This is a genomic window from Delftia sp. K82, assembly GCF_002193035.1.
GTDB classification, from domain to species: domain Bacteria; phylum Pseudomonadota; class Gammaproteobacteria; order Burkholderiales; family Burkholderiaceae_C; genus Comamonas; species Comamonas acidovorans.
Genome location: NZ_MYFL01000003.1, coordinates 1378901 through 1404043 on the forward strand (window position 1 = coordinate 1378901; position 25143 = coordinate 1404043).

The window sequence follows — 25143 nt, forward strand, 5'->3', positions numbered from 1 at the left end:
AACCCCGCAACCGCCACGACGCAGGCGCTGACATACGGGGGGTGGGGTCGGGCCTTTGCTGCGCTCGGCCTGGGGTTTTTTAGCGGGGCATGTTGGTTCTTGTGGCGGGGGCCAGCTGTGCGGCGAACTCGCGTGCCGCTGCACTGTAGCTGGCGCCTCGGCGCCACAGCAGGCCGGCGGTGCGGATGAGTTGCGGGGCGACCAGGTGGATGGCCACCATGTCCGTGGCCTGCTGGGCGGCGCGCTCGGGGACGATTGTGGCCATGTCGCCCCAGCGGCACAGCGCGATCAGCGATTCCACCGAGCCCATTTCCGCGCGCAGCAAGGGCGTGACGCCTGCGGTGCGCAGCCCGTCCTCGATCAGGCTGCGCGTGTAGAACGTGCGCGGCAGCAGGGCCAGGGGCACGCCGGTCAGCGACTTGACGGACAGCGTGCGGCGCCCGGCCAGCGGATGCGAGGGGTTGACCAGCAGCATCATGCGTTCGTCGAACAGCGGCAGCGCGTCCAGCTCGGCGCGCTGGGGCGGGTGAAAGCTCACGCCCAGGTCCAGGCTGCCGTCCAGCAATCCCTGCTCCACGGGCGGGGCCAGCAGCTCGATCACCACCACGTTGACCTTGGGATAGGCACGCATGAAAGCCGCCACGGCCGGGGCGACCAGGGTGTTGAGGAAGGTGGGAATCACGCCGATGGTCAGCGTGCCGGTCTGCAGCTCGCTGAGGTCGGCCAGCGCCATGCGCCCGGCCTCCACCTCATGCAGCGCACGCTCCGCATAGTTGCGGAACACCACGCCGGCCTGCGACAGTTTCAGCCCCCGGCCAATGCGCTCGAACAGCGCCATGCCCAGCTCCTCCTCCAGCTGGCGCAGCCCGTGCGAGAGCGTGGACTGCGTGACGTAGAGGTTCCTGGCCGATGTCGTCAGGTGCTCGGTCTTGGCGATATCGACAAAGTAGCGCAGCTGGCGCAGTTCCATGGGTGAAGGCAAGGGGGTGTTCGGCGGGCCAGTTTCTCACAGAGATACGGGCGCGCCGCACAGTTCACTCGCCGTCGTCCTGGTCCACGAACTCCACCAGCTCCGGCAGCATCTCCAGCTGCTGGATGGCGTCCTTGAGCCGCAGGCCGAAGCGTGATTCCGGCCGCCCGAAAGCGCCCTGCGCCAGCCGCAGCGCCGCCGTTGCCTTGATCCACTCCACCTCGAAGGCATAGCGGTCCGCATGCTGCTGGGCACTCATGCGCTTGATGTGCTCCAGCGCCAGCTCCACGGCGCAGTCCACATCGACTTCGCTGTCGTCCCTGTCGGGATCGTCGACCATCAGTTCAATCAACTGCTGCAGCGTGCTCTGCACCAGGCCCAGCGAGGCGTGCATTGCCTGCCGCCAAGTGGGAAGAAAAGGTGGTTGGGGAGAAGACGCCTGTGCGGCGGTGAGAGGGTGCATGTCTTGGTTCCTGTATGAATCAAGAGAACCACACGCCACCGTACGACGGGCAACGGGTGGACGGGATGTTCGTAACACGTATACAGACGTGCGGCCATCCTTGCGGGTAAGCCCATCCCGTCCAAAACCGTTGGAGACGGACGCGCGATGACGCATCTGCCCCATGAATCTGGACATGACAAAGCCCCCTTCAAGGTGGGGGCCGCACCTCTGTATTGGTGTTACGACACACCAAGCCTTTCGGCCTGCCGCAAGTTTAACGGCTGCGTATCAAAAAACCTGGCCGAGCGCAGCGAAGGCCCGAGCAAACTCCCCGTATGTCAGCGCCTACGTCGGGCCGCCTGCGGGGTTGCAGTCCTGCCGAAGGACAGGACTGCTTCGTGATCTGACTCGCTGCGGTTGTCTGAGCGGAGTTCACGCAGTGAACGCAGCGAGTTCCGCAGCGAACCCCGCAGGTGGCCCGACGCAGGTTGCCCCGCAGCGAAGCGAAGGGGTCGCGGACATCCGGGTCGTCTTTCTTTGGCCTACGTTTCTTTGACGAATCAAAGAAAGGTAGGTCGGCTGCCGGGCCGAGACCCGGCCTCGAAAAGAACCCTCCCGGCAGGGACAAAAAACAGCACCTGACCAAGACCAGACCAGACCAGAACAGACCAGCTGTCACACCCCTGTAAACCCCCACCAACAAACTCCCCCCCTTCACCACCCCCACAAAAACCACATGCCGCTGAGCAACCTCCCCACATTGCAATCCCTGCTCCTGTCCCGCCGCCTGGCGCTGAGCGTCCTGGCCAGCGCCGCGCTGGTGGCCGCCTGCGGTGGCAGCGACAGCAACGACAGCACGACGCCCCCGGTGGCCAGCCAGCCCGCGACGGCCACGCTGGCCGTGCTGGAGACCACGGATCTGCACTTCAACGTGCGCAGCTATGACTATTTCAAGCTGGCCGAGGATGCCTCCTACGGCTTCGAGCGCACGGCCACGCTGGTGCGTGCGGCGCGCAAGGAGTTTGCCAATACGCTGCTGGTGGACAACGGCGACACCATCCAGGGCACGGCCCTGGCCGACTACGAGGCCGAGGTGGCCAAGATCCCCTGCACGCAGCAACTGTCCATGTACAAGGCCATGGGCGCGCTGGGCTTTGATGCGGGCACGCTGGGCAACCATGAGTTCAACTACGGCCTGCCCTTCCTGAACCAGGTGCTGGGCGGCGGCCTGGATGTGGACGGCGTGGACAAGGCGCTCAAGTGCGCGGGCAATGGCTTTCCCATGGCGCTGTCGAATGTCTACAGCAGCAAGACCAAGCAGCCGCTGGTGCAGCCCTACGTGATTCTGGAGCGCAAGATCGCGGCCAAGGACAAGGATGGCAAGGCGGTGGAGCTGCCCATCAAGATCGGCGTGATCGGCTTCACCACGCCGGGCATCATGAACTGGGACAAGCGCTATCTGGAAGGCAAGCTCTACACCGAAGGCGCCGTGGAGTCCGCCCAGAAGTACCTGCCCGAGATGCGCGCCAAGGGCGCCGATGTGGTGGTGGCCATGCTGCACGGCGGCCTGGACGGCGCGGCCTACTCGCCGACGATGGAGAACCCCGGCCTGCACCTGAGCAAGGTGGCCGGCATCGACGCCATGGTCATGGGCCACCAGCACAGCGTGTTCCCCGATGCGGCGGCCACGCCGGCGTTCACGCAGGCGGGCGTGGACAACAAGGCGGGCACCATCAACGGCGTGCAGTCGGTGATGGCCAGTTCCTGGGGCAAGGCGCTGGGCGTGATCCAGCTGGCGCTGAAGTGGGACGGCAAGCAGTGGAGCGTGGACAAGAGCGCGGGCAAGAGCGAGCTGCGCAATATCCAGACCGGCAAGGACGCTGCAGGCAAGGCCACCTACGTGGCCGTGGACCCGACGGTGGCGCCGCTGATCGAGAGCCAGCACCAGGCCGCCATCCAGTACGTGAAGACGCCCATCGGCAGCACGGACTTCCGCATGAGCACGCTGTTCGCCGATGTGGGCGACCCGGGCGCCATCCAGATCGTCAACCAGGCGCAGCGCGACTATGTGGCCGACTATGTGAAGGCCAGCCTGCCGCAGTACGCGCAGCTGCCTGTGCTGTCGGTGAGTGCGCCGTTCAAGTCGGGCTTCCAGGGCGGCGCCGACTACACCGACGTGGCCGTGGGCCCGCTGGCCATCTACAACGCGGCCGACCTGTACCTGTACCCCAATACCGTGTATGCGGTGAAGGTGAATGGCGCCGACATCAAGGACTGGCTGGAGGCCGCCGCCAAGCGCTTCAACCAGATCGACCCGGCCAAGACGGGTGAGCAGCAGCTGATCAGCACCTTCCCGGGCTACAACTTCGACATGTTCACCACGGCCGATGTGCAGTACGAGATCGACGTGACCCAGCCCGTGGGCAGCCGCATCAAGAACCTGCAGTACCTGGGCAAGGCCATCGACCCGGCGCAGGAGTTCGTGATCGCCACGAACAACTACCGCGCCACCAGCGGCAAGAGCTTCATCGCCAAGCTCGACGGCTCCAGCGCCATCTGGGCCTCGCCGGACGCCAACCGCGACGTGGTGATCGGCTACGTGCGCAAGAACGGCAGCATCACGCGTGCTGCCAATGGCGCGGCCAAGAGCTGGCGCTTCACCAAGGTGGCCACCTCGGCCAACGTGGTGTTCAGCTCCGGCGCCAACGCGCTGCCGGTGGCGCAGGCGGCGGGCCTGGCCAACATCTCGCTGGTGGCCGCCGATGACGGCTCGGGCAAGGGCACGTCCAAGTACCGCCTGGATCTGTCGAAGTAAGCCGGACCGGCCAAGAAAAAGCCCCGTGCCTGGCGCACGGGGCTTTTTGCATTGGTGGCGGCTTTCTGCGTGTTGAACGTGTTGAGCGTGTTGAGCTTGTTCAGCGTGTTCACCGAGCAGGAGGCATCTCGAACACCAGGCAGGTGGTCGTGGCGTGGGCGTAGAGCGTGCCATCGGGGCCGACCAGGCGCGCCTCGGCCGTGGCCAGCTGGCGGCCGCAGTGCAGCACGCGGCCTTCGGCGCGCACGCGCGGTACGCGCGGGGTCAGTGCCTTGACCAGGTTCACGCCCAGCTCGGCCGTGGTGTAGCCCCGGCCCGGCGGCATGCAGGTGTGGACGGCGCAGCCCAGCGCCGAGTCCAGCAGGGTGGCGAACCAGCCGCCGTGCACCGTGCCCATGGGGTTGAGGTGGTTGGCGCCGGGGCGGCCCTGGAAGACGGCGCTGCCTTCGCCCACGGAAATCAGCATGAAGTCCAGCGTGCGTGCAATGGGCGCGTAGGGCAGCTCGCCGCGCAGCATGGCCTGCATCAGCTCCAGCCCGCTGCGGCCTGCGACCTGGTCTGGGCGCGATACGCCTGCGCCGGGGCCGGCGTCCAGCCGGAGGGTGACCGCCTGTTCCTCGTCCAGCCAGGCTTGCAGGGCAGGGGAGATGGCGCCGATGGTGGTGCTGGTGGTGGCGCTGGAGGTGAGGCTGTGGGCGGCCTGCTCCGGGGAGTGGGTGCGGGTGTCCATGGAATGTCTCTCTTTCATTGGGAAAAGTGCGGGCGCCAGGCTGTCTGGGATGGCGGCGTGGATATTATTGTATCTACAACAGTTGTATATGCAATAATCTGCGCCATGCCAGTGAATCCAGACATCCTCGCCGTGCCCCAGGGCTGCACCAACCACCGCGTGCGCCAGCTCATGCGCAGCGTGGGCCAGGTGTATGACGCCCATCTAAACGAGACGGGGCTGCGCATCACGCAGTACTCGCTGCTCAGCCACGTGCTGGCCGCCAGTCCGGTGCGGCCCTCGGACCTGGCGCGGCGCATGCGCATGGATGCCTCGACGCTGACGCGCAACCTCAAGCCGCTGATCGACGCCGGCTGGGTGCGCATGGGCCAGGGCGAGGACCAGCGCAGCCGCCTGGTGCACATCACCGACGCGGGCCAGGCCAAGCGCGAAGAGGCCAAGCAAAGCTGGAAGACCGCACAGAACGAGCTCAACGCCCGCGTGGGCCTGGAGCGCGTGGCGGCCCTGCATGCGCTGATCGACGAATGCCTGGTGCTGCTCGATGGCGATGGCAACGCTGCAGACGGCCCGCAGGCGTAGGCCCTACCGAATTCCCAACCCCCGAAGAGACTCCCATGCTCTCCAACTCCACGGCGCGCTGGCTGCAGCGGCGCGGCATCCACTACGGCTGGCTGGTCGCGGCCATCACTTTCCTCACCATGCTGACCATGTCGGCCGCGCTGGGCCTGCCGGGCGCCATGCTGCAGCCGCTGTCGCGCGAGTTCGGCTGGAGTACGGAGCAGATATCGAGCAGCCTGGCGCTGCGCTTTGCGCTGTTCGGCCTGCTGGGGCCGTTTGCGGCGGTGATGATGGAGCGCTTCGGCCTGCGTGCCGTGATGTGCATGGGCCTGGCCCTGGTGGGCGGCGCCATGGCGATGGTGACGCAGGCCACGCAGCTGTGGCATCTGTTTTTGCTGTGGAGCCTGCTGCTGGGCATGGGCACGGGCCTGACGGCGCTGGTACTGGGCGCCGTGGTGGCCAACCGCTGGTTTGCGGCGCGGCGCGGCCTGGTCATCGGCGTGCTCACGGCCAGTGCGGCCACGGGGCAGCTGGCCTTCCTGCCGCTGGCCGCCTGGATGATCGAGCACTGGGGCTGGCGCTCGGCCACGGTGCCGGTGTTCGTGGCCAGCGCCTTGATTGCCGTGCTGGCCCTGCTGTTCGTGCGGGACCGGCCTTCGGACCTGGGCCTGGTGCCCTTTGGCGGCGATGCCTCGGCCCCGCCGCCACCGGCCATGGCCATGAACTTCGGCACGCCCTTCAAGGTGCTGGCCGAGGCCGCGCGCAACCGCACCTTCTGGCTGCTGGCGGGCACCTTCTTCATCTGCGGCCTGTCCACCAACGGCCTGGTGCAGACGCACTTCATCTCGCTGTGCGGCGACAACGGCATGGGCGCGGTGCCCGCCGCGTCGGTGCTGGCCATGATGGGGGCCTTCGACTTCGTGGGCACCGTGCTGTCGGGCTGGCTGTCGGACCGCTACGACAACCGCAAGCTGCTGTTCTGGTACTACGGGCTGCGCGGCCTGTCGCTGTTCTGGCTGCCGCATTCGGAGTTCACCTTCTACGGCCTGGGCCTGTTCGCCATGTTCTATGGGCTGGACTGGATCGCCACGGTGCCGCCCACGGTCAAGCTCACCGCCCAGCATTTCGGGCCGCAGAAGGTGGGGCTGGTGTTCGGCTGGATCTTCGCGGCCCACCAGCTGGGCGCGGCCACCGCTGCCTGGGGCGCAGGCCTGACGCGCACCCTGCTGCTGACCTATACGCCCGCGCTGTATGCGGCCGGCCTGGCCTGCCTGGTGGCGGCGGTGATGGCGCTGGTCATAGGGCGGGCGCGCAAGGCGGCGGCGGTGGCCGCGGCCTGAGCCCCATCACCGTTCACGCCACCCACGCCCTCAGTACAGCTGGCGCCTGCCCGGCTGCAGCAGGACGACCAGGGCGCCCGCGCCACCTTCGGCCGGGCGGGCCTGCACAAAGGCCAGCACTTCCTTTTTCTGCACCAGCCAGCGCAGCACGCGGCCCTTGAGCACGGGGGTCTTGCCCGGCGAGCCCAGGCCCTTGCCGTGCACCACGCGCACGCAGCGTATGCCGGTGCGGTGGGACAGGCGGATGAACTGGCCCAGCGCCTCGCGCGCCTCGTCCACGCGCAGGCCGTGCAGGTCCAGCTGGCGCTGGATGCTCCACTGGCCGGCGCGCAGCTTGTGCGTCACGTCCAGGCCGATGCCGGGGCGCCGGAAGCTGAGCTGGTCGTCGGTGTCCAGCAGGGTGCTGACGTCGAACTCGTCGCTCATGGCCTCCTGCAGCACGCGCTGCTCGTCCAGCTCCAGCTGCAGGGGCAGCGGCTCGGGGGGCTCGGGAGCGTGGAGGTGGCGGGCGTGCGCGGACTTGAGCGCATGCACCGGGCCCACGGTGTTTTCGAACAGCTTTTGCTCGGCCAGGAGGCGGCGCGCCGCCTCGGCGCGCTGCTGCTGGAGCAGGGCCTCTTGGGCGGCGGCTTCGGCCAGTGCGCGGCGCACTGGCGCGAGGTCCTGCAGGCTGGTGGCTTTCAAAGTCATGGTGACGCCGGTTGTACCGCAATTTCGGCACCCCGGCGGCCATGGCGCCCTCTCAATGGCTGGCGAGTCTAGAAGCGATAGCGGGCGCTGACCTGGACATTGCGCGGCGCGCCGTACATGCCCGAATACCACCAGCCGGACATGGCCGCGATGTACTTGCGGTCGAACAGGTTGTTGACGTTCAGCGTCAGCGACAGCTGGTCGCTCACGTCATAGCGGGCCATGAGCCCGGCCACGGCGTAGGAGGCCTGGCGCGCGCTGACCTGCTTGCCGACCTGCCAGGCTTCGCCGCTGTACTCGATGCCGCTGCTCCAGTTGACGCCACCGCCCAGGGTGAGGCGGCGCCATTCGCCGGGCATGCGGTAGGTGGTCCACAGGCGGGCCATCTGGCGCGGGAAGGTGGTGTTGATGCGCTGGCCCGTGGCGTCTTCGGAGGCGCTGAAGTTGTAGGAGGCGGCAATCGACCATTGGCGGTTGATGGCGCCGTTGACTTCCAGGTCCAGGCCCCGCGTCTTGGCGCCCTTGATGGCGCGCGAGGCGGTGGTGGTGGTGCCCGGGATGAACTGGCCGGGATCGGACTCGGCCAGGTTGTCCTGGCGGATGAGGTAGACGGCGGCGCTGGTGGCCAGGCGCCCGTCCAGGAATTCGCTCTTGATGCCGGCCTCGTAGGTGTTGCCTTCCTGCGGGTCCAGGAAGGAGCCGTTGCGGTCGCGCGACGTCTGCGGGCTGTAGATGGTGGCAAAGCTGGCGTACAGCGTGTGCTGCGGGTTCAGCGTGTAGACCAGGCCTGCGTAGGGTGTGAACACGCGGCGCTCGGACGAGGGCGCGGTCTCGTGGTATCCGGCCGTGGTGTCGGTGCGGTAGTCGCTGTCGTAGTTGAACAGCTTGCCGCCCACGATGAGCTTGAGGTCGTCGGCCAGCGCGAAGCGGCCGGCGCCGTACAGGCTCGTCTGGCGGCGCGTGCTGTCGAAGACCACGAAGCGGTCGCCGAACACCGGGCTGCCGCTGCTGTCCCACTGGTAGATGTTGACGGGCTTGTTGCGCAGGCCCGTGACGTCGAAGCTGCCGTCGGTCAGGCTCTGGAAGTCGGTGTAGTCGAAGCCCAGCACCGCCTCGTGCTCGCGCCCGCCCAGGTTGAAGGGGCCGCGCAGGTTGATGTCCACGGATTTGTTGCGCAGCCGGTAGTCGCGCCGCTCGGCGTTGAGCGACAGGCCATCGCCGGTCTCCCGGTCGAACAGGCTGTTGTTGACGGCCAGGTAGACCGCGTCTTCGCGCTGGTTGGAGCGCAGGTAGTTGGCCGAGAGCTTGAGCTGCCACCGGTTGGCCAGCGCCTGCTCCAGCGTGACGAAGGCGCTGGTGGAGTCGGTGTTGAAGCGGTTGTCGCGGCTGGCCGGGTTGAAGGAGACGGGGAAGTCGGTCTGCCGCCCGTCACTGCTGAACAGCGGAAAGCCCAGGTAGGCCATGGAGCCGCGCGAGCGGCCGCGCTGGTGGTCCAGCCCGGCGGTGAGCTTGAGCGTGGAGGTCAGGTCGGCCTCGATCACGCCATAGAGCACGTCCTTTTTCTTGCTGTAGAAGTCGATGTGGCTGTCGCCCTCCTGGTGCACGGCGACCAGGCGGCCGCGCACGCTGCCCGAGGCGTTGAGCGGCGAGGACAGGTCCAGCACGCCGCGCCGGTTGCCCCAGGAGCCCACGCTGGCCTCGGCCGAGCCCTGGAACTGCGCCGTGGGCTTCTTGCGCACCATGTTGACGATGCCGGACGGATCGCCCGCACCCGTGGTCAGGCCCGAGGCGCCGCGCAGCACCTCGATGCGGTCGTACAGCGCCATGTCGGCAATGCTTTGCGTGGGCAGGGCGTCCAGGCCCAGGAATTCGGTGTGCGTGCTGACGCCGTCGAGCTGGTAGTTGGTGATGGGGTAGCCGCGCGCATTGGCGTTGCTGCGCTCGGTGCCCAGCGCCGAGGTGGAGATGCCCGGCACGCGCGCCAGCACGTCGCTGATGCTGGTGAGGTTTTCGTCCTCCATGCGCTGCTGGGTCATCACGCTGACCGACTGCGGCGTGTCGCGCACGCTCAGCGCCAGGCCCGTGGCCACGCCGCTGGGGCCGCGCGCGGTGTAGCTGCCCGTGCCTTCGGTCGTGCCCGCCCGGTCGGCCTGGGCGACCACCTTGACCTCGGCCAGCGCATGGTCCTGGGCGCGGCCCGGCGTTGCCGTGGCCGGTGACGCTGCGGGCGCGGCGACGGAGGCCAGCACCGTGAGCGTGCCCTGGGGCGTGCGTGCCAGCCGCAGCCCGCTGTCGCCCAGCGCCAGCTGGGCGGCCTGCTCCACGCTGTAGCTGCCCCGGATGGCGGGCGCGCGCTTGCCGGCCAGCAGGGCCGGATCGGCGCTGATGCTGCGCTGGGCCTGGCGGGCGATGCGCGCCAGCGAGTCGTCCAGCGCGCCGGCGGGAAGATTCCATTCCAGCGTGGCGGCTGCCTGCGATGTGCTGGCCGCCGCTGGCTGTGCCCAGGCCTGCGGCGGTGCGGACAGCGACCAGGCCAGCGCGGCGGCCACGGGCAGCAGCAGCGAGGGCGGGCTCGGCCTGCGGTGTGCGGGCGTGCTGCCAGGCTGCGGGATACGGAGAGGGCGGCGTGCGGAGGCCATGGAGTCGGAGGTCCTTGTCGTTGCGGTGGAAATGAAGGGCTTTCATTCCGTATGTGCGACAAGGGCGGCAAAACCCCTCACGCGGCGCAAAAAAAGATTCAAGCGGACCGGTCTCGCACGTCGATCACCGTGAGCCAGTCCCCCCAGCGGCGCACGCTGACGGGATGGGTGTCCACCAGGTCCTGCAGCACCTGGTCGGGCCGGGCCAGCTGGAACACGCCGAAGATCCGCAGGCGCGCGGCCTCGGGGCTGATGCGGATGATGCCGGCCTGGTAGGGCCGCAGCGCGTCGATCACCTCGCCCAGCGGCTGGTCGCGCACGTCGATGACGCCGTCGGCCCAGGCGGCCGGCGCCAGGTGGGCGGTGTCCTGCGTGCGGATGCCGTCGGCGTCGATCCAGGCGCTGCGGCCCTCCTGCAGCCGGTGCTGCCGGCCGTTCAGGCTGGTGAGCAGCACGCTGTGCTCCAGCACATGCACCAGGGTGCTGCCTTCTGCCTGGCGCACCATGAAGCGCGTGCCCAGCGCCTGGGCCGTGCCCTGGGCGCTTTGCACGACAAACGGGCGCAGGGGCTGGCCCGGCGCGCTGGCAGCCACCTGTGCCAGCAGTGCGCCTTCGCGCAGGCGCACCAGGCGGCGGGTGTCGCTGTAGGCAATGTCGGCGGCCGAGCGGGCGTCCAGTTCGATCTCGCTGCCGTCCGGCAGCCGGTGGTGGCTGCGCTGGCCGGTGCCCGTGCGCAGGTCGGCGGCCAGCGTGGTCAGCGGTGTTTGCCGGTGCACCAGCCAGGCCGTGGCGGTGCTGGCCAGCAGGGCGGCCAGCCCACCGCGCAACAGGCCGCGCCTGCGCGCGGCCTTCGGGATGGGCGCCACCAGCGCCTGCAGGCCCAGGGACGCCGTGCCCCCGCCCTGCCGGCGCAACTGCACAAGGGCGGGCTCCACCCCGGCGGACAGGCGTTGCTGCACCATGGCCCAGGCCTGGGCATGGCCGGGCGACTGGCGCAGCCAGTGGGCGAAGGCGCGGCGGTCGTCATCGCTGGCGTGGCCCGAGTCCAGGCGCACCAGCCAGTCGATGGCCTGATCGGTGGCGGCATCCATGCAGGCGATCAGCCGGGGAAGGGCTGCGGCGAGAGGTACAGGTGCACCAGGGCCTGCTTCATGTAGCGCTCCACCGTGGCAATGGACACGGCCATGGCTTCGGCGATCTCGGCGTGCCTGAGGCCGTCGAGCCGGCGCAGCAAGAAGGCCTGCCGCACCTTCGGGGGCAGGCCGTCCAGCCATTGGTCCAGGGCCTCGATGGCTTCGCGCACCAGGGCGTAGTCCTCGGGGGAGGGCGCCACTTCCTCGGGCAGCGTGGCCAGCGCATCGAGCCAGGCCTGCTCCAGTTCGCGCCTGCGCCAGAAGTTGTAGAGCACCCGCTGGGCCAGCGTGGTCAGGTAGGCACGCGGCTCCTGGATGGCATGGGCCTGCCGGGACGCCACCACGCGCTCGAAGGTGTCGTGCGCCAGGTCCTCGGCCTGGTGGGAATTGCCCAGCTTGCGCCGCAGCCAGCCGTGCAGCCAGTCATGGTGGGCGACGTAGAGCGTGTGCACCGGGTCGGCGGTGGACGGGGAGGGCATGGTGCAGCGGTTTTGCAAATGAGAATTTTTCTCATTTTACAGAGTCTGCCTACATCAGCCCCTCGCTGGCCATGGACAGCGAGGCACCGGGCGCCACGATCACATGGTCCAGCACCTGGATGTCCACCAGGCCCAGGGCGGCCTGCAGGCTCTGCGTGACGGCCTTGTCGGCGGCGCTGGCCTGGACCTGTCCGCTGGGATGGTTGTGGGCCAGGATGACGGCGCCCGCATGGTGGTGCAGGGCGCGCAGCACCACCTCCCGCGGGTAGACGCTGGTGCGCGTGAGCGTGCCCCGGAACATTTCTTCCAGCGCGATCAGCCGGTGCTGGCTGTCCAGGAAGAGCACGGCGAACACCTCATGCTGGCGCGCCGCCAGGTGCAGCTGCAGGTAGCGCGCCACGGCCTCGGGCGAGGTCAGGGCCGGGCGCTCGCGCAGTTGCTCGGCCATGGCGCGGCGCGCCAGTTCGAGCACGGCCAGAAGTTGTGCGCACTTGGAAGGCCCCAGCCCCTTGATGGCCTTCAGGTCGGCGTGCCCGGCCTGCAGCAGCCCGGACAGGCCGGCCCGGCCGGGCAGCTGCAGCAGTTCCTGGGCCAGCTGCAGCACGCCCTTGCCGGCCATGCCGGTGCGCAGCACGATGGCCAGCAGTTCGATATCGGAAAGCGCCGAGGGGCCGCGCGCCGCGAGCTTTTCGCGCGGCTGGGCCTGGGCGGGCAGGTCTTTGAGAGCCATGGTTCAGCCAGGTGGGGGGCGCCGCAGGGACACCGTTGCACGGGGCGTGGGGGCATGGATGTTTTTCTACAATACGTGCCAGTTTATCGGGACTTCCATGACCTCTAGCGCTTCTTCCTCGGCCCTCCCCACGGTCCAGACCGGCTCGTTCCTCACGCTGCACTACCGCCTGTCCGGGCCTGCAGGCGATGTGATCAACACCTTCAACGACAAGCCCGCCACGCTGTCCCTGGGCGCGGGCGAGCTGTCGCCCGCCGTCGAGCAGCGCCTGCTGGGCCTGGCCGAAGGCACGCGCACCACGTTCGAGATGCCGGCCGGCGAAGCCTTTGGCGAGCGCAACGGCGACATGATGCAGTGGGTGGCGCGCAAGCTGATGAACGAGCTGGGCGACCCGCACGAGCAGTACGCGCCCGGCGACGTGGTGCAGTTCCCCACGCCCGACGGCCTGGGCAGCTACGCGGGCGCCGTGGTGCAGGTGCGCGAGGACGGCGCCGTGCTGTTCGACTTCAACCACCCGCTGGCGGGCCAGCCGGTGACGTTCGAAGTGCAGATCATCGGGGTGCTCTGAGGTGCTGGATTCGACCTCGCCCCAGGAAATCCTGCTGGCCGAGCCCCGGGGCTTCTGTGCCGGCGTGGACCGCGCCATCGAGATCGTGGAGCGTGCGCTGGCCAAGTTCGGCGCGCCCATCTACGTGCGCCACGAGATCGTGCACAACACCTTCGTGGTCAACGATCTCAAGGCCAAGGGAGCGATCTTCATCGAGGAGCTGGACGATGTGCCGCCCGGCTCCACCCTGGTGTTCAGCGCCCACGGCGTGAGCCGGGCGGTGCAGGAAGAGGCGCGGCGGCGCGGTTTCTCCATCTTCGACGCCACCTGCCCGCTGGTGACCAAGGTGCATGTGGAAGTGGCCAAGCTCGCCAAGGAAGGCTACGAGTTCCTGATGATCGGCCACAAGGGGCATCCCGAGGTCGAGGGCACCATGGGCCAGCTGTCCGAGGGCATCCACCTGGTCGAGGACGAGGCCGATGTGGCCCGTGTCACCCCCCGCCAGACCGAGAAGCTGGCCGTGGTCACGCAGACCACGCTGTCGGTGGACGATGCCGCCGGCATCACGGCGGCCATCCGCGCCCGCTTTCCGCAGGTGCGCGAGCCCAAGCAGCAGGACATCTGCTATGCCACGCAAAACCGCCAGGACGCCGTCAAGGTGCTGGCGCCGCAGGTGGATGTGCTCATCGTCGTGGGCAGCCCCACCAGCTCCAACAGCAACCGCCTGCGCGAGCTGGCCGCGCGCCTGGGAACGCCCGCCTACATGGTGGACAACGCGGGCGAGCTGTGCGAGGAATGGTTTGCCAATGCCGGGCGCGTGGGCCTGACGGCCGGGGCCTCCGCCCCCGAGGTGCTGGTGGACGAGGTCATCCAGCGCCTGCGCCAGCTGGGCGCGCTGTCGGTGCGCAAGATGGATGGCATCGAGGAGACCGTGAAGTTCCCGCTGCCCAAGGGCCTGAAGATCGACGCGGCCACGGGCCTGGAGATCTCCGTGGGCAAGCAGCCCGAGACGGGCGGCTGAACCGCAGGCGCAGCGGACATTGGCCAAAAAGCAAACGGGCGCCTGGCGCCCGTTTTGCATGGTGGGGCCGAAAGCCTCAGCTCCACAGATCCAGCGGCGGATCGGAGGCCACAGCGCGCAGGATGTCGGTACGGCTGATGAAGCCGGCCAGCAGGCCCTGCTCATCGGTCACGGGCAGGCCCGGCAGGCCGGTCTCCAGCAGCACGCCGGCCACGCGGCGCAGGTCGGTGGTGGTGGCCACCGTGGGAATGGGGGAGATCATGACCTCGTTCACGGGCCGGCGCGCCAGGGCAATGGCGTCCTTGATCGCACCGGGCTCGGGCAGCAGGTCCAGCGGCGCCATGTCGGCACGCAGCAGCAGCCCGACCACGCGGCCACCGGCATCCAGCACGGGCGCCTGGGCCACGCCGTGCTCGGCCAGCACGCGCCAGGCGTCGTTGACACCGGCCTCGGGCGATACCGTCACGGCCTCGTGGCTCATCACGTCGGCCACGGTCTGCAGGGGCTGGCGTGGCTGGCTGGGGCCTTTTTCCGTGGAAAGGTAGGCATCGACCGCGCCGCGCAGCCGCGGAGCGGGCTCCGGCGCGCCGGCAGGCTGGCCCGCGAGGTCGGCCAGGATGGCGGGGAACGAGGCGGCGGCGTCGCCCGCCATCACATCGGCCGAGCGCGTGCGCAGGGCCTGCGGGCGTTGTACGCGGCGCACGGGCGCCACCTGGCCCAGCCGCTCGGCGGGACCGCGAAACATCTGTCCGTTGGGACCGAAGACAAAAAACATGGGTGCTCCCGGGTGCGCAAACCGCTGTGGGCGGCATATCGGAAGTATCGGCGCTGGCGCGGGATTTCTGTAGCGGCAAGACCCCCAACGCCCAGGGGCGGGCGCTGCCATGGCGATACCGCCTAAAATTGCCGGCTATGCTCGATATCCTTCTTCTTCGCAAAGACCTTGACTCGGCCGTCGCACGGCTGGAGACCCGCAAAAAGCCCCAGGCCTTCCTGAATGTGGAGGCCTTCCAGTCCCTGGAAGCAGAGCGCAAGTCCCTGCAGACGCGGACCGAGGAGCTGCAGTCCAAGCGCAACCAGCTGTCCAAGCAGATCGGCATGCTGATGGGCAAGGGCGAGAAGGACGCTGCCGAGGCCGCCAAGGCCGAAGTCGGCAGCCTCAAGACCGAGCTGGACCAGTCGGCCACGCGCCTGGAGCAGATCCAGGGCGAGCTGCAGACCATGCTGCTGGCCGTGCCCAACCTGCCGCACGACAGCGTGCCCGTCGGTGCGGACGAAAGCGGCAATGTGGAGGCGCGCCGCTGGGGCACGCCCAAGACCTTTGATTTCGAGGTCAAGGACCATGTGGACGTGGGCCAGCCGCTGGGCCTGGATTTCGACATGGGCGTCAAGCTGTCGGGCTCGCGCTTCACCGTGATGAAGGGCCCCATCGCCCGCCTGCACCGCGCCCTGGCGCAGTTCATGATCGACCTGCAGACCGACTCGCATGGCTACACCGAGTGCTATGTGCCCTACGCCGTCAATGCCGACTCGCTCAAGGGAACGGGCCAGTTGCCCAAGTTCGAGGGCGACCTGTTCGCCGCCAAGAAGGGCGGCCAGGACGGCGAGCCCGTGCCCGACAACGCGGCGCTCTACCTGATTCCCACGGCCGAGGTGCCGCTGACCAACTTCGTGCGCGACGTGGTCGTGGCCGAGGACCAGCTGCCCATCAAGCTCACGGCCCACAGCCCCTGCTTCCGTTCCGAGGCCGGCAGCTATGGCCGCGACACGCGCGGCATGATCCGCCAGCACCAGTTCGACAAGGTCGAGATGGTGCAGATCGTGCATCCGGAAAAGAGCTACGAGGCGCTGGAAGAAATGACGGGCCACGCCGAGGCCGTGCTGCAGAAGCTGGGCCTGCCCTACCGCGTGATGAGCCTGTGCACGGGCGACATGGGCTTTGGCGCGGCCAAGACCTATGACCTGGAAGTCTGGCTGCCTGCGCAGAACACCTACCGCGAGATCAGCTCGGTCTCCAACTGCGAGGCCTTCCAGGCGCGCCGCCTGCAGGCACGCTTCAAGAATGCCCAGGGCAAGAACGAGCTGGTGCACACGCTCAACGGTTCCGGCCTGGCCGTGGGCCGCACGCTGGTGGCAGTGCTGGAGAACTACCAGAACGCCGACGGTTCCGTGACCATTCCCGAAGCGCTGCGCCCGTACATGGGTGGACAGACTTTGCTGAAGGCCTGAATTTTTAGGCTATAATTTCAGCTTCGACGCTGCGGAGAGGTGGCAGAGTGGTCGATTGTACCTGACTCGAAATCAGGCGTACGTGCGAACGTACCGAGGGTTCGAATCCCTCCCTCTCCGCCAGAAACATGAAACCCAGTGCTGTGAAAACGGCACTGGGTTTTTCTGTTTCTGGCGTGCCGGTGGCCGCCTGCAATGGGAAGGCCTTGCCCGGTTGCTTACTTGCAATCGCGCCTGACAAGTGCGCCATGCTCCGCTGAGGCAGCACGCCGCTTCCAAATCACCCCGTCCACCAGGTAGTGATGAAAACCAAGGGTGAAGTGCGCTATCAGCACAGTGGGCAGCCCCAGCCAGAGCAGTTGTGTGCCTGCCCAGTCGATGGCCAGGTAGAGCATTGAGCCCAGTGCCAGGCACACACCACCATACCGGGCAGCGTTCTTCCACAAGCCGGTCTCCGACGCCTTGTCGGCTTGTGTCTGTCGCTCGCGGCGGATGTTCTGCACCCAGACGAATAGCAGGTATTGCAGGTTGTGCCACAGATTGATCAGGAGCCATCCGAGCGTGATGTCGGTGATCCAGATGTAGGCCACGAAGCAGGTGAATGCATGCGAGGCCACAAAGCCATCGTGACGCCAATCGATGTTTCCCGTCAGAGCCAGGCGAGCCTGTCGCCATAGCCAGCAGGCGCTGCAAGCGATGGCCGCAACGCCCATCGCATTGGCCGCCTGGGCGGGTACGGCAGGCAGTTGGATGGGATAGCCCAGAAAGGTCTCGGGCGCCTGGGCGCAGCGGGCAAGCAGCCCCCACGCGGCAACGAGGTAGATGACGGCTTCTGCGAGCCTGTCCTGGCGAAAGGGATGCATCCCTGAACGCCGATAGGCCCTGGCGATGCCGAAGGACTGCCTCGCCACGTGATAGCTCTGCGCGCAGAAATATAGCGTGAACAGCCCGGCGACCTCGAATGCCAGCACGGTCGCCACCACACCGCCGAGCACGATCACGGGCAGGCCAAAGATCAGGAAGCGATGGCGTCGGATATCGGCCATGCTGGCTCCGATCCGGGTCAAGGTGGCCAGGACATGAGGATTGGCGAAAAGCCAGGTATCCACCAGCACGATGGCGAGCAGCATGGCAGGCGATATCGAAGCTATGGCCGCCATGCCGAGGGCCAATGCCAGCGTGCCGGCAATGAACAGGCCGTCGAACCCTGGATGCCGTGCCAGCAGGCCGGCACGCATGGCGTTTGCGTGTGGCAGGGCAGTCATGTGACGATGGGTGGCTGGATCTGCGGCCGAGGCGACCCGAGCGGTGCGGGCTTTGGCGGGATGGTGAAAACGGTTTCCGGGCGCAAATAGTGCTCGGTGCCACTCTTGAGCTTTTCAAGCGCCTGCATGCGGGCAGCGGTAAAGCGTGACTCGAGCGTCAGCCGGCTGGACATGCCAGACAGGCCCGCTGCCGGCAGTCGCTGGTGAGGGTCATAGACCTCACTGATCTCACAGGGATAGCAGCGATTGCTTGCGTCGAGTTGGCTTGCCAGAGAAATCTTGTAGACAACGCCTTCGGTTTGATCTGGAGCGATGGGAAAAGAGAAGGTCAATTCGGAAAGGATGGAATCCTTCGTTGTATCGCCTGCAAGCTTGAAACCGGCAACGCTGTATGCGTCAATGATCATGGTCTTCAGACTTGATGGATCAATGCCGACAAATGAGTTTTCGTATAGATTTCTTTCTCCTCGCCACTTGTTTCTATAGTTGAACCCGAAATCCGCGTCCATGGATTTTCGCCCGAGATCGTGAATGCTGGCATAGGCTTGATCGATGGCCGAAAAAACTTGGCGACTCAGATCGTACTGAAGCATCCACGAAGAAGATTGAAGGCTGGGGAGATCGGGAATCATGGTCAGCCGCAAGAAGCAGCTGGCGCATCTCTTGCTCTTGTCAAGGTTCTCGTCCACCCGCAGGACCACATCAACGCGCTGAATTTTTCCACCCGTCGCCACGGAATAGAAGAATTTGTATTGCGCCGTTCCATCCTTCGATTTTTCAATGGCCGTATGGGAAAACCGGGCGCTTTCGAAAGCACTGATCACCAGTTTTCTGAAATCATCCACCTTGATGCCACGATAAATGGCGACTGGAAAAGCAGTGGGCGATGTTCTTTCATGAAGCAAGATCGGTGATTGGATGTTTTGCCCTGATGCGCCATGGACCATGGTCATCCAAAAGAAAGCAATCATCACCAGTGTTTTTGATCCATCAAGCATGATGTCTTTTCGATGCAGTATGAATAATGATCGCTGAAGCCGCGCGGTGTGGGCCGATTTGCATGATGTGCTGCGCAAAGGCATCTTGGCTTGCGGCGGCGACTCCTGGCAGGGGAGCGTCTTTGCCAAAGGCCCTGTGAGTTGCTCAAGGCTCTGTTGCCTTTGCAGAACAACGCAATGATGGTAGTGCAACTGCAGCCTGTGCTGACGCAGCAGGCAGTTGCGGCCATAAAAAAGGCCCGCGTTGGCGGGCCGTGCTCAGATCTCGAGGGCCTTGCGGTCCTTGCCTTCAATCCAGCGCGGCGGTTTGCCCCGGCCGGTCCAGGTGGCTCCGCTGGCGGGGTCGCGGTATTTGGCCACGCCAATGCTGGCGGACTTGGCCTTGCCGGTGCTGAAGATGTCATCCTGGGTCAGACCGAACTGCTCGACGAGTTCGCGGACCTTGGCGATGACTCCGCCTTTTTCCGCCTTCAGGGTGGCGGCGATCTTTGCCTCAAGCTCGGCCTTCTGCTGGAGGAGGGTTTTGTAATCTGCTGTCATGTATTCCTCATGGATAGTGTGCTACACAATGACGCATTCTATGGAGACAGGGCCCATGTCGCATGTGGGACATCGTTGGTGTTTGCACCTAGCCTCTGCTCCGCCTGCCCCCATGCGCTGCGCGCGGACCGGGCCTAGGCCTCGGCAAATTCGCGCCTGGCGCTGAAGTGCAGGATTTCGGAATCCTGCGCTCCCCCCTGTCTTTGAATGACGATGGTGCCGTTGGAATGCAGATAGATGCGGATGCCCGGCAGGGTGTCCGAATCCAGATGGCAAGGGCTTTTGTCGAGGTTTTTCCAGCCATGTTCTGCGCACAGCGTGCGTTGCCGCATGCGGTTGAGCAATTCACGGCGAGCGCCAGCGCCTTCGCAGATGCGCATCCAGAGCAGCAACAGCATGTCGTGTGCCTCCTGGCGGGATGAGCAGGGAGGCATGTGCTTCAACTGGTTCAGCAGGGTGAAGAACCGTTCCTCTGCGCTGATTTCGAGTGCCATGTTTGCCTCCTGTGTGCCTGGATATGCATCAAAGTGTAGGCAGGCCCGGTTCCGCGAAGGCGCGGCGTTTGGCGACAGCACCGGTGGCGTTTTTTCCTGCGTGTTTGCAGGATTTCTGCCAGGGCGGCTGTCATGGCCCATGCCAGCCGTGTCAGTGAGACTGCATGCCCATGAGATTGCACGACATGGCGCATTGCTGGCAGGCTGCCGCGCAGGTCTGGCAATGGTCGTGGGAATGCTTGCTGCATTCGTCGGCGCAGGCCTGGCAGATCTGGGCGCACAGGCGGCAGATGTCCGGCGCATGCGGGCTCTGGCGCGCCATTGCGGCCACGGCCAGTTCGCAGATCTGCGCGCATTCCAGGTCCTGGGCAATGCAGGCGGCCATCATCTGGACGTCTGACTCCTTCAGGCAGGCGGCGGCGCAGGTATTGCAGGCAATGACGCAGGCCTGGCAGGCGTCCATGCAGGCCTTGTAGTCGATGGCAGGTGGGGTGGTATTCATGGCAGTTCTCCAGGAATGAGGGAGTGAAGTTGCGCAGGGCGTTCTTCCTTGGCCATTCGCTGGCAGCTATCCGCACCAAAGAAAACGCCCCGCGAACGGGGCTGTGTCAAAGACCGCAAGGGTCGGGATTTACAGGTAGGGCACGCCGTAGTAGTCGTTCACGCGGCGGCCATATTCATCGGTGTATGCCGGAGCCGTATCGCGCTCGTAGCGTGGAGCGTTGTCCAGTTGCTCACGCGTCAGCGACACCACGTAGCCATTCATGTTGGGCTCGTACTTGAGGGATTCCCAGGGCAGCGGATAGCGATCCGTTCCGATGCCCAGGAAGCCGCCGAACTCCATGACGGCATAGCGCACCTTGCCGGACAGCTTGTCGATCATCAGCGTGTCTATGGTCCCCAGCTTGTCGCCTGCCGGGTTGTAGACATTGGTGCCGCTGACGGTTTCGGAAGAAATGACGCTCGATGCGGTGTTGGGTGTGACCATGACGTTCTCCAGTGAGTGAGTTTGTGCTGACCCGCCAGCGCGGTGCGTCTGGCGGCTGAGCGATGCGGCTTTGAATGGGACGCGGTAGCCGGCCCGTCAAGAAAACCTGTGCATCGCCTGGCGAAGTCGAAGCCTGTGTGCTTCTGGGTTCTAGCTTAGGACGGCATCTGCGGGCACCGGGTAGTCGGGCCGCCGCGACGGGCGTAGGAGGTGCCTTGGGCGGCGGAGGCCAGTTCCTACGAGCCCCTGTAGTCAAGGTCGGCGGGGCTGCGGGCCTTGGCTGACGCGGGGCAGCAGCCTGGGCCGGCTGCGGCGCGGCAGGGCGAGGCGTACAACAAAACGACAGGGCAATGAAGCGCAGGCAGTCCCGCATGCGTGTGGCATGCCCCGAAGGAGAGCCCCATGAATGCAAGCAACAAGCCATCCATCCAGCCCATCCAGCCGGTGTCCACGGATGCCCCCGAGGATGAAGACCTTGCCGAGCAGGCACGCCCCGGCCACGGTGTTCCTTCGCAGGACCCCGATGCGTCCGCGCAGTTCGAACTGTCGCCCGAGGATGCGGAGCGCGAGTCGCGCTCGGTATTCATAGGCGGCGGCGTGCTGGCCGGAGCCGCTGCAGGCGCTGCGGCGGGTGCTGCGATTGCCGGCCCGGTGGGCGTGGTGGTCGGCGGCACGGTAGGCAGTGTGGCCGGTGCGCTGGGCGGCGCGGCCGCTGGCGCCGTGGCACCTGCGCAGGGCGCGGAAAAACCGTCGCACCCCGGCAACAAGTCTTCCGGGTGACAGGGAAGGGGTGGTGGCAGGCCCTGTGTAGCGCAGCGGCCATGGACGGGTGTGGGTGCATCCCGTATACAGAGGCCTGTCCACTTTCTTCCCACCCCAGATGGCCAACGTACTCATCGGCATCGTCGCCGCAATCCATGTCTACATCCTCGTGCTGGAGATGTTTCTCTGGGACAAGCCGGCCGGACGCCGCGCGTTTGGCCTGACGCCCGAATTTGCCCAGCAGACCAGGACACTGGCCGCCAACCAGGGCCTGTACAACGGCTTTCTCGCCGCCGGGCTGATCTGGGGGCTGGCGCAGGGGGCCGATGGCCTGGGCTTCAAATACTTCTTCCTGATCTGCGTGCTGGTGGCCGGCGTGTATGGCGCCGCCACGGCCAGCCGCAAAATCCTCTGGGTGCAGGCCGTGCCGGCTGCCGTGTCGCTGGTTGCGCTGTACCTGGGCCTTTGAGCGCGCCCAAAGCTCCCAAAGCGCTCAGGGCGAGCTGGCCGTGAAGGTGACCTGCCCGGTGTAGGTGCCTGCCCTGCGGGAGGCCAGGTTGGCATAGGACAGGGTCCAGTTCGCCGTGCGCTGGGTGACCAGCCCCGCAAAGGCAGTGGCCACCACGTTGACCGCTGCGCCCGTTCCCGTATTGGGTATCAGCGGCGCGGGCAGGTTGCTGTCGCTGGTGGCGATGGTGATCTCCGACAGCGGGATGGTATTGGCCCCGCTGGCCAGCGCCGTGGTGGCGGTGGCGCGCAGCGTGACCTGGCCTGCGTTGCTGCGCACCTCCACCGGCAGCACATTGCCGCTGGGCGTGATGCTGAAGCTGGGGGCCGCGCCGCTCCAGTTCACCGAGGTGTTGCTGCCCGTCACGGGCGTGGTGGGCACGCCAGGGATGGACGGGGCGAGCACAAAGGCCACGCTGCTGGTCGTGCCGCCGGGCGTGGGCCAGGTGCCGTCGCCTATGCGAAAGAAGATGAACTTGTCGATGGCGATGGTGAAGTCCAGGTTCACCGAGGTGCTCAGCGGCACCAGCAGGCTGGGGCCTGTGGTGCTGGACGCCGCATGCACGGTGTGGCCCAGGCCGCCCAACGCCATGGACAGGGCCAGCCACGCGATCGGTCTGGTTGCCATCACTTCAGTTCCACATCGATCTTGAAGCTGCCTTTTTCCCAGTCCAGGCTGCCCTTGGCATTGACCGGATACGCGGGCGGCGGGGCGGGCTGGCCGTCTTCGCCCTTGGGCATGAGGGCCAGCGTGCGTGTCTGGCCGGGCAGTATGGGCGTGCCTTCCGGCACCAGTTCGAAGCGGCGGCCCTTGTTGTCCACGGCGTCCAGGCTGCCTTCCAGCCGGCCATGGGCATCGCCGGCGTTGCTGACGGTGACCAGGGCGCGGCGCGTCTTGCCGTCTTCGGCCATGGAAAGCTGGCGAATGTCCAGCTGGGGCGAAGCACCTCCCAGCGTCACGTAGACGGCCACCGCGATGCGGCCGGTGACAGGCAGGCTCAGGCTGGCGCCGCCGCTGCGTATGACGGTCTGCTGCGCGGGCTCCACGCCTTCGATGGCGATCATGAAGCGGCATTCGCCGCGCGGCGCATCGGCAGGCGGCTCCACCTGGAAGCGGAAGGCCTTCTTGCTGCGGCCTGCAATCGTGACGCTGCGCCGCTCCAGCAGCACCCAGGGCCGGCAACTGCCGGGCAGCAGTTCGTCGTGGTAGGTGATGTCGCCCGTGTCGGAATAGGTCCAGTCGATGGTGCGCATGGCCACCTCGGTGGGTGCCGAGGCCAGGTTGTGGATGTCCAGCGATTGGCCCGTGCGCGCACCCGGCTTGGCCGACAGCTCGAAACGCGAGGGCGCCACGGCCAGCTCGAACGGTGCGGCGGCGCCGCCGCTGCAGGCGATCAGAAGGGCCAGTGAAACGGCGATGGGAGGGGCTTTCATGGCAGGGTCTCGATCTCGAAGTAGGACTCGAAGCTCAGTGCCGAGCCCCGGGTCAGGCGCAGCTCGGCGGGGTCGATGTGCAGCGTGAGGTCGAAAACCTCGGCCATCCAGGGCGTGCGCACCACGCCGTTCCAGACCTGGACCCGGTCGCCGGGCCGGCCCGTGCCACCTGCAAACACGCCGTTGCCGCGCCACTGCACCTGCATGCCCGCAGGCGAGCGCAGGCCCGTGACCAGGGCGGGAATCACATAGAAGATGCGCGCCGTGCGGCCGACATGGGGCGCCGTGGCCAGCCGGTATTCGATGCGTCCCATGGGCAGCTCCAGCAGCCGCTCGCCCACGACCCTGGCCCGGGCGAAGTCGCTGCGCACCTGGGACCGGGGCGAGGCCGAGTCGTCCAGCCGCGCCACTTCGGCATGCGCCGCGAGGGCCGTGGCCCAGGCCAGTGCCATGCACAGGAGCGGCCAGGCCAACCGCCTCATACCATCGATGCCGTGAAGCGCACGGTGCCCTTGTAGTTGCCGCCCGGGTAGACCACGTCGTTGTCGTAGGTGAACTGCAGCACGGTGCCGGTCAGTTGCCGTGACTGGAAAGTCCAGCCCAACGCAGGGCAGAGAATGCCCGTGCAGAACGAAGCATTGGCGTTGTAGCTGGCGAGGGTCTGGCTGGCGCTGGCGGTGAAGCGGCCGCTCTGTATGTCGCCGGAGGCGGCGGTGTCATTGCCGGTGGCCACCCAGCTGATCTTGCTGAAGGGAATCGTCGCGCTACCGCAGCCTCCCGACTGGCATGCCAGGGCGGTGCTCGAATCGACGACCAGCGTCACGGGCCTGGAGATCGCCGTGCCCAGCATGGGGCGTGTGGGCGCCACGGAGATGCCGATGCTGGGCGTGCCCGTCACAGGGACCGGCGTGAGGCCGGCGTTGGCCCCCGTGACGCTGAAGGCCACGGTATCGACCGTGGCGCCGGCCGTGCCCACGCGCAGCGTCAGGCTGTAGTTGAGGGGATCGTTGTCGGTCACGATGGTGAAGACGGCCTGCACGGGCGGCACGGCAACGGCAAGGGCCGCTGCGGCCAGCAGGCGAGGCAATGCCTTGTCCATCAGATGCCCTGGGCCGTATACGTGATGACGTTGGTATAGGTATTGGCAGCCCAGCTGGCCGGCGTACCTCCCAGCGCATATGCCCAGGTTCCCGTAGCAACCACGTTGGAGGGGAACGAGGTGGATGCGCAGGCACCCAGATTGGGCCCGGGGTGGGGCAGGTTACCGGTGGTCGTGACGGTGAAGTCCGCGTTGGCGGGGCCACCCGTGGCATTCCAGGCGCCGACCGCGCAGTTGATGGTGCCGGCGCCGGCATTGGTCCAGGCATAGACCGTGAGCGTGGAGGCAGCCGAGGCGGTGGCCACGGTGGGCGCGGCGCCGTTCCAGTCCACGTTGGTGTTGTTGACCGAGGCCAGCGGCGTGGTGGGTACGCCGGGGATGCTCAGCGTCGAGGTCCAGGTCACCGTGTCCACCGTGGTATTGGTCGAGCCCACGCGCAGCAAGATGAGCTTGGGCACGGTCACGCTGAGGTTGACCTTGGCCTGGGCCGTGATGGTTCCGGTGCCCGATCCGTACTGGCTCTCGGCCATGGCAGGCAACGCGGTCAGGGCCAGGCCAAGGCCGCCGAGCGATGCGGCCAGCAGGCGTTGGGCGATGGGTGTTCGGTTCATGGAATCTCCTTGGATGGAACGGGTTGCCTGGGAAGCCTTTGCGCCTCAATCACTCATTCACTCATTCACTCATTCACTCATTCACTCATTCACTCATTCACTCACTCACTCACTCACTC

General features: G+C 66.7%; 28 protein-coding genes and 1 tRNA gene. 9 read left to right on the top strand and 20 right to left on the bottom strand.

Going from position 1 to position 25143, the window contains the following annotated elements:
* Nucleotides 1-79 precede the first annotated feature (79 nt).
* Nucleotides 80-970 (bottom strand): LysR substrate-binding domain-containing protein, encoded by an 891-nt coding sequence (locus KDK82_RS23075; RefSeq protein ID WP_013803865.1) that lies wholly within the window; start codon nt 968-970, stop codon nt 80-82.
* 64 nt (nt 971-1034) lie between these two features.
* Entirely contained in the window at nt 1035-1364 is a 330-nt protein-coding gene (locus KDK82_RS23080) for a hypothetical protein (protein WP_256974532.1), read from the bottom strand.
* Nucleotides 1365-2151: 787 nt separating this feature from the next.
* On the opposite strand from KDK82_RS23080, the gene KDK82_RS23085 reads away from it, so the two are divergent.
* A complete protein-coding gene (locus tag KDK82_RS23085; protein WP_088166282.1) occupies nt 2152-4230 on the top strand; it encodes a bifunctional 2',3'-cyclic-nucleotide 2'-phosphodiesterase/3'-nucleotidase in 2079 nt (692 codons plus the stop codon).
* 109 nt (nt 4231-4339) lie between these two features.
* Here the strand turns inward: KDK82_RS23085 and KDK82_RS23090 are convergent, their stop codons facing one another.
* Nucleotides 4340-4960 carry a PaaI family thioesterase gene (locus KDK82_RS23090; protein ID WP_088166283.1) on the bottom strand — a complete coding sequence of 207 codons (621 nt, stop codon included), beginning with the start codon at nt 4958-4960 and terminating at the stop codon, nt 4340-4342.
* Nucleotides 4961-5065: 105 nt separating this feature from the next.
* Between KDK82_RS23090 and KDK82_RS23095 the strand changes: the two genes are divergently transcribed.
* Nucleotides 5066-5539 (top strand): MarR family winged helix-turn-helix transcriptional regulator, encoded by a 474-nt coding sequence (locus KDK82_RS23095; protein ID WP_088166284.1) that lies wholly within the window; start codon nt 5066-5068, stop codon nt 5537-5539.
* Between the two features lie 35 nt (nt 5540-5574).
* The gene (locus KDK82_RS23100) at nt 5575-6858 is read left to right on the top strand and encodes an MFS transporter (protein ID WP_043824820.1); all 1284 of its coding nucleotides are present in this window, start codon (nt 5575-5577) and stop codon (nt 6856-6858) included.
* A gap of 30 nt (nt 6859-6888) precedes the next feature.
* Here the strand turns inward: KDK82_RS23100 and KDK82_RS23105 are convergent, their stop codons facing one another.
* The 5 genes from KDK82_RS23105 to radC form a co-directional block, all read right to left on the bottom strand.
* The gene (locus KDK82_RS23105; RefSeq protein ID WP_012203828.1) at nt 6889-7548 is read right to left on the bottom strand and encodes a Smr/MutS family protein; all 660 of its coding nucleotides are present in this window, start codon (nt 7546-7548) and stop codon (nt 6889-6891) included.
* Between the two features lie 68 nt (nt 7549-7616).
* Nucleotides 7617-10187, bottom strand: coding sequence for a TonB-dependent receptor (locus KDK82_RS23110; RefSeq protein WP_088166285.1), 2571 nt, complete (start codon nt 10185-10187; stop codon nt 7617-7619).
* 98 nt (nt 10188-10285) lie between these two features.
* Nucleotides 10286-11278, bottom strand: coding sequence for a FecR domain-containing protein (locus tag KDK82_RS23115; protein WP_088166286.1), 993 nt, complete (start codon nt 11276-11278; stop codon nt 10286-10288).
* 8 nt (nt 11279-11286) lie between these two features.
* Nucleotides 11287-11799 (bottom strand): sigma-70 family RNA polymerase sigma factor, encoded by a 513-nt coding sequence (locus tag KDK82_RS23120; RefSeq protein ID WP_088166287.1) that lies wholly within the window; start codon nt 11797-11799, stop codon nt 11287-11289.
* 49 nt (nt 11800-11848) lie between these two features.
* Nucleotides 11849-12529, bottom strand: coding sequence for a DNA repair protein RadC (radC, locus tag KDK82_RS23125; protein WP_088166288.1), 681 nt, complete (start codon nt 12527-12529; stop codon nt 11849-11851).
* Between the two features lie 97 nt (nt 12530-12626).
* On the opposite strand from radC, the gene KDK82_RS23130 reads away from it, so the two are divergent.
* The gene (locus KDK82_RS23130; RefSeq protein WP_012203830.1) at nt 12627-13097 is read left to right on the top strand and encodes a peptidylprolyl isomerase; all 471 of its coding nucleotides are present in this window, start codon (nt 12627-12629) and stop codon (nt 13095-13097) included.
* A gap of 1 nt (nt 13098) precedes the next feature.
* Nucleotides 13099-14097: a 4-hydroxy-3-methylbut-2-enyl diphosphate reductase gene (ispH, locus tag KDK82_RS23135; protein WP_012203831.1), complete on the top strand. Its 999-nt coding sequence runs from the start codon at nt 13099-13101 to the stop codon at nt 14095-14097.
* A 76-nt stretch (nt 14098-14173) separates the two neighbouring features.
* Here the strand turns inward: ispH and KDK82_RS23140 are convergent, their stop codons facing one another.
* On the bottom strand, nt 14174-14872 hold the full coding sequence (locus KDK82_RS23140) for an HPP family protein (protein ID WP_034390850.1): 699 nt from the start codon (nt 14870-14872) through the stop codon (nt 14174-14176).
* A 137-nt stretch (nt 14873-15009) separates the two neighbouring features.
* Between KDK82_RS23140 and serS the strand changes: the two genes are divergently transcribed.
* Both serS and KDK82_RS23150 read left to right on the top strand, forming a co-directional pair.
* The gene (gene serS / locus KDK82_RS23145) at nt 15010-16326 is read left to right on the top strand and encodes a serine--tRNA ligase (RefSeq protein WP_012203833.1); all 1317 of its coding nucleotides are present in this window, start codon (nt 15010-15012) and stop codon (nt 16324-16326) included.
* A gap of 33 nt (nt 16327-16359) precedes the next feature.
* Nucleotides 16360-16449, top strand: a tRNA-Ser gene (locus KDK82_RS23150).
* A gap of 95 nt (nt 16450-16544) precedes the next feature.
* Here the strand turns inward: KDK82_RS23150 and KDK82_RS23155 are convergent.
* From KDK82_RS23155 to KDK82_RS23180, 6 genes are all read right to left on the bottom strand, one after another.
* A complete protein-coding gene (locus tag KDK82_RS23155) occupies nt 16545-17564 on the bottom strand; it encodes a hypothetical protein (RefSeq protein ID WP_088166289.1) in 1020 nt (339 codons plus the stop codon).
* Nucleotides 17565-17587: 23 nt separating this feature from the next.
* Nucleotides 17588-18589: a hypothetical protein gene (locus KDK82_RS23160; RefSeq protein WP_139093452.1), complete on the bottom strand. Its 1002-nt coding sequence runs from the start codon at nt 18587-18589 to the stop codon at nt 17588-17590.
* Between the two features lie 258 nt (nt 18590-18847).
* Nucleotides 18848-19129 carry an H-NS family nucleoid-associated regulatory protein gene (locus KDK82_RS23165; RefSeq protein ID WP_012203893.1) on the bottom strand — a complete coding sequence of 94 codons (282 nt, stop codon included), beginning with the start codon at nt 19127-19129 and terminating at the stop codon, nt 18848-18850.
* A gap of 134 nt (nt 19130-19263) precedes the next feature.
* Nucleotides 19264-19623, bottom strand: coding sequence for a hypothetical protein (locus KDK82_RS23170; RefSeq protein ID WP_012203894.1), 360 nt, complete (start codon nt 19621-19623; stop codon nt 19264-19266).
* A 151-nt stretch (nt 19624-19774) separates the two neighbouring features.
* Nucleotides 19775-20125, bottom strand: coding sequence for a four-helix bundle copper-binding protein (locus tag KDK82_RS23175; RefSeq protein ID WP_013803851.1), 351 nt, complete (start codon nt 20123-20125; stop codon nt 19775-19777).
* Nucleotides 20126-20254: 129 nt separating this feature from the next.
* On the bottom strand, nt 20255-20611 hold the full coding sequence (locus KDK82_RS23180; RefSeq protein ID WP_013803850.1) for a PRC-barrel domain-containing protein: 357 nt from the start codon (nt 20609-20611) through the stop codon (nt 20255-20257).
* Nucleotides 20612-21013: 402 nt separating this feature from the next.
* Between KDK82_RS23180 and KDK82_RS23185 the strand changes: the two genes are divergently transcribed.
* Nucleotides 21014-21391: a bacteriocin gene (locus KDK82_RS23185; RefSeq protein WP_088166290.1), complete on the top strand. Its 378-nt coding sequence runs from the start codon at nt 21014-21016 to the stop codon at nt 21389-21391.
* A 100-nt stretch (nt 21392-21491) separates the two neighbouring features.
* Nucleotides 21492-21842, top strand: a complete 351-nt coding sequence (locus KDK82_RS23190) for a DUF1304 domain-containing protein (RefSeq protein WP_071954550.1) — start codon at nt 21492-21494, stop codon at nt 21840-21842.
* A gap of 24 nt (nt 21843-21866) precedes the next feature.
* Here the strand turns inward: KDK82_RS23190 and KDK82_RS23195 are convergent, their stop codons facing one another.
* From KDK82_RS23195 to KDK82_RS23215, 5 genes are read right to left on the bottom strand one after another with little or no spacing between them, the layout of a single operon-like run.
* Entirely contained in the window at nt 21867-22508 is a 642-nt protein-coding gene (locus KDK82_RS23195) for a hypothetical protein (protein WP_088166291.1), read from the bottom strand.
* Nucleotides 22508-23314 carry a hypothetical protein gene (locus KDK82_RS23200; RefSeq protein WP_088166292.1) on the bottom strand — a complete coding sequence of 269 codons (807 nt, stop codon included), beginning with the start codon at nt 23312-23314 and terminating at the stop codon, nt 22508-22510. The genes KDK82_RS23195 and KDK82_RS23200 overlap by 1 nt, the downstream gene beginning before the upstream one ends.
* Nucleotides 23311-23766 carry a hypothetical protein gene (locus KDK82_RS23205; RefSeq protein WP_012203901.1) on the bottom strand — a complete coding sequence of 152 codons (456 nt, stop codon included), beginning with the start codon at nt 23764-23766 and terminating at the stop codon, nt 23311-23313. Before KDK82_RS23205 ends, KDK82_RS23200 begins: the two co-directional genes overlap by 4 nt.
* Before the next feature lie 26 nt (nt 23767-23792).
* The gene (locus KDK82_RS23210; RefSeq protein WP_088166293.1) at nt 23793-24413 is read right to left on the bottom strand and encodes a hypothetical protein; all 621 of its coding nucleotides are present in this window, start codon (nt 24411-24413) and stop codon (nt 23793-23795) included.
* The gene (locus tag KDK82_RS23215) at nt 24413-25024 is read right to left on the bottom strand and encodes a hypothetical protein (RefSeq protein ID WP_088166294.1); all 612 of its coding nucleotides are present in this window, start codon (nt 25022-25024) and stop codon (nt 24413-24415) included. Before KDK82_RS23215 ends, KDK82_RS23210 begins: the two co-directional genes overlap by 1 nt.
* Between the last annotated feature and the right edge of the window lie 119 nt (nt 25025-25143).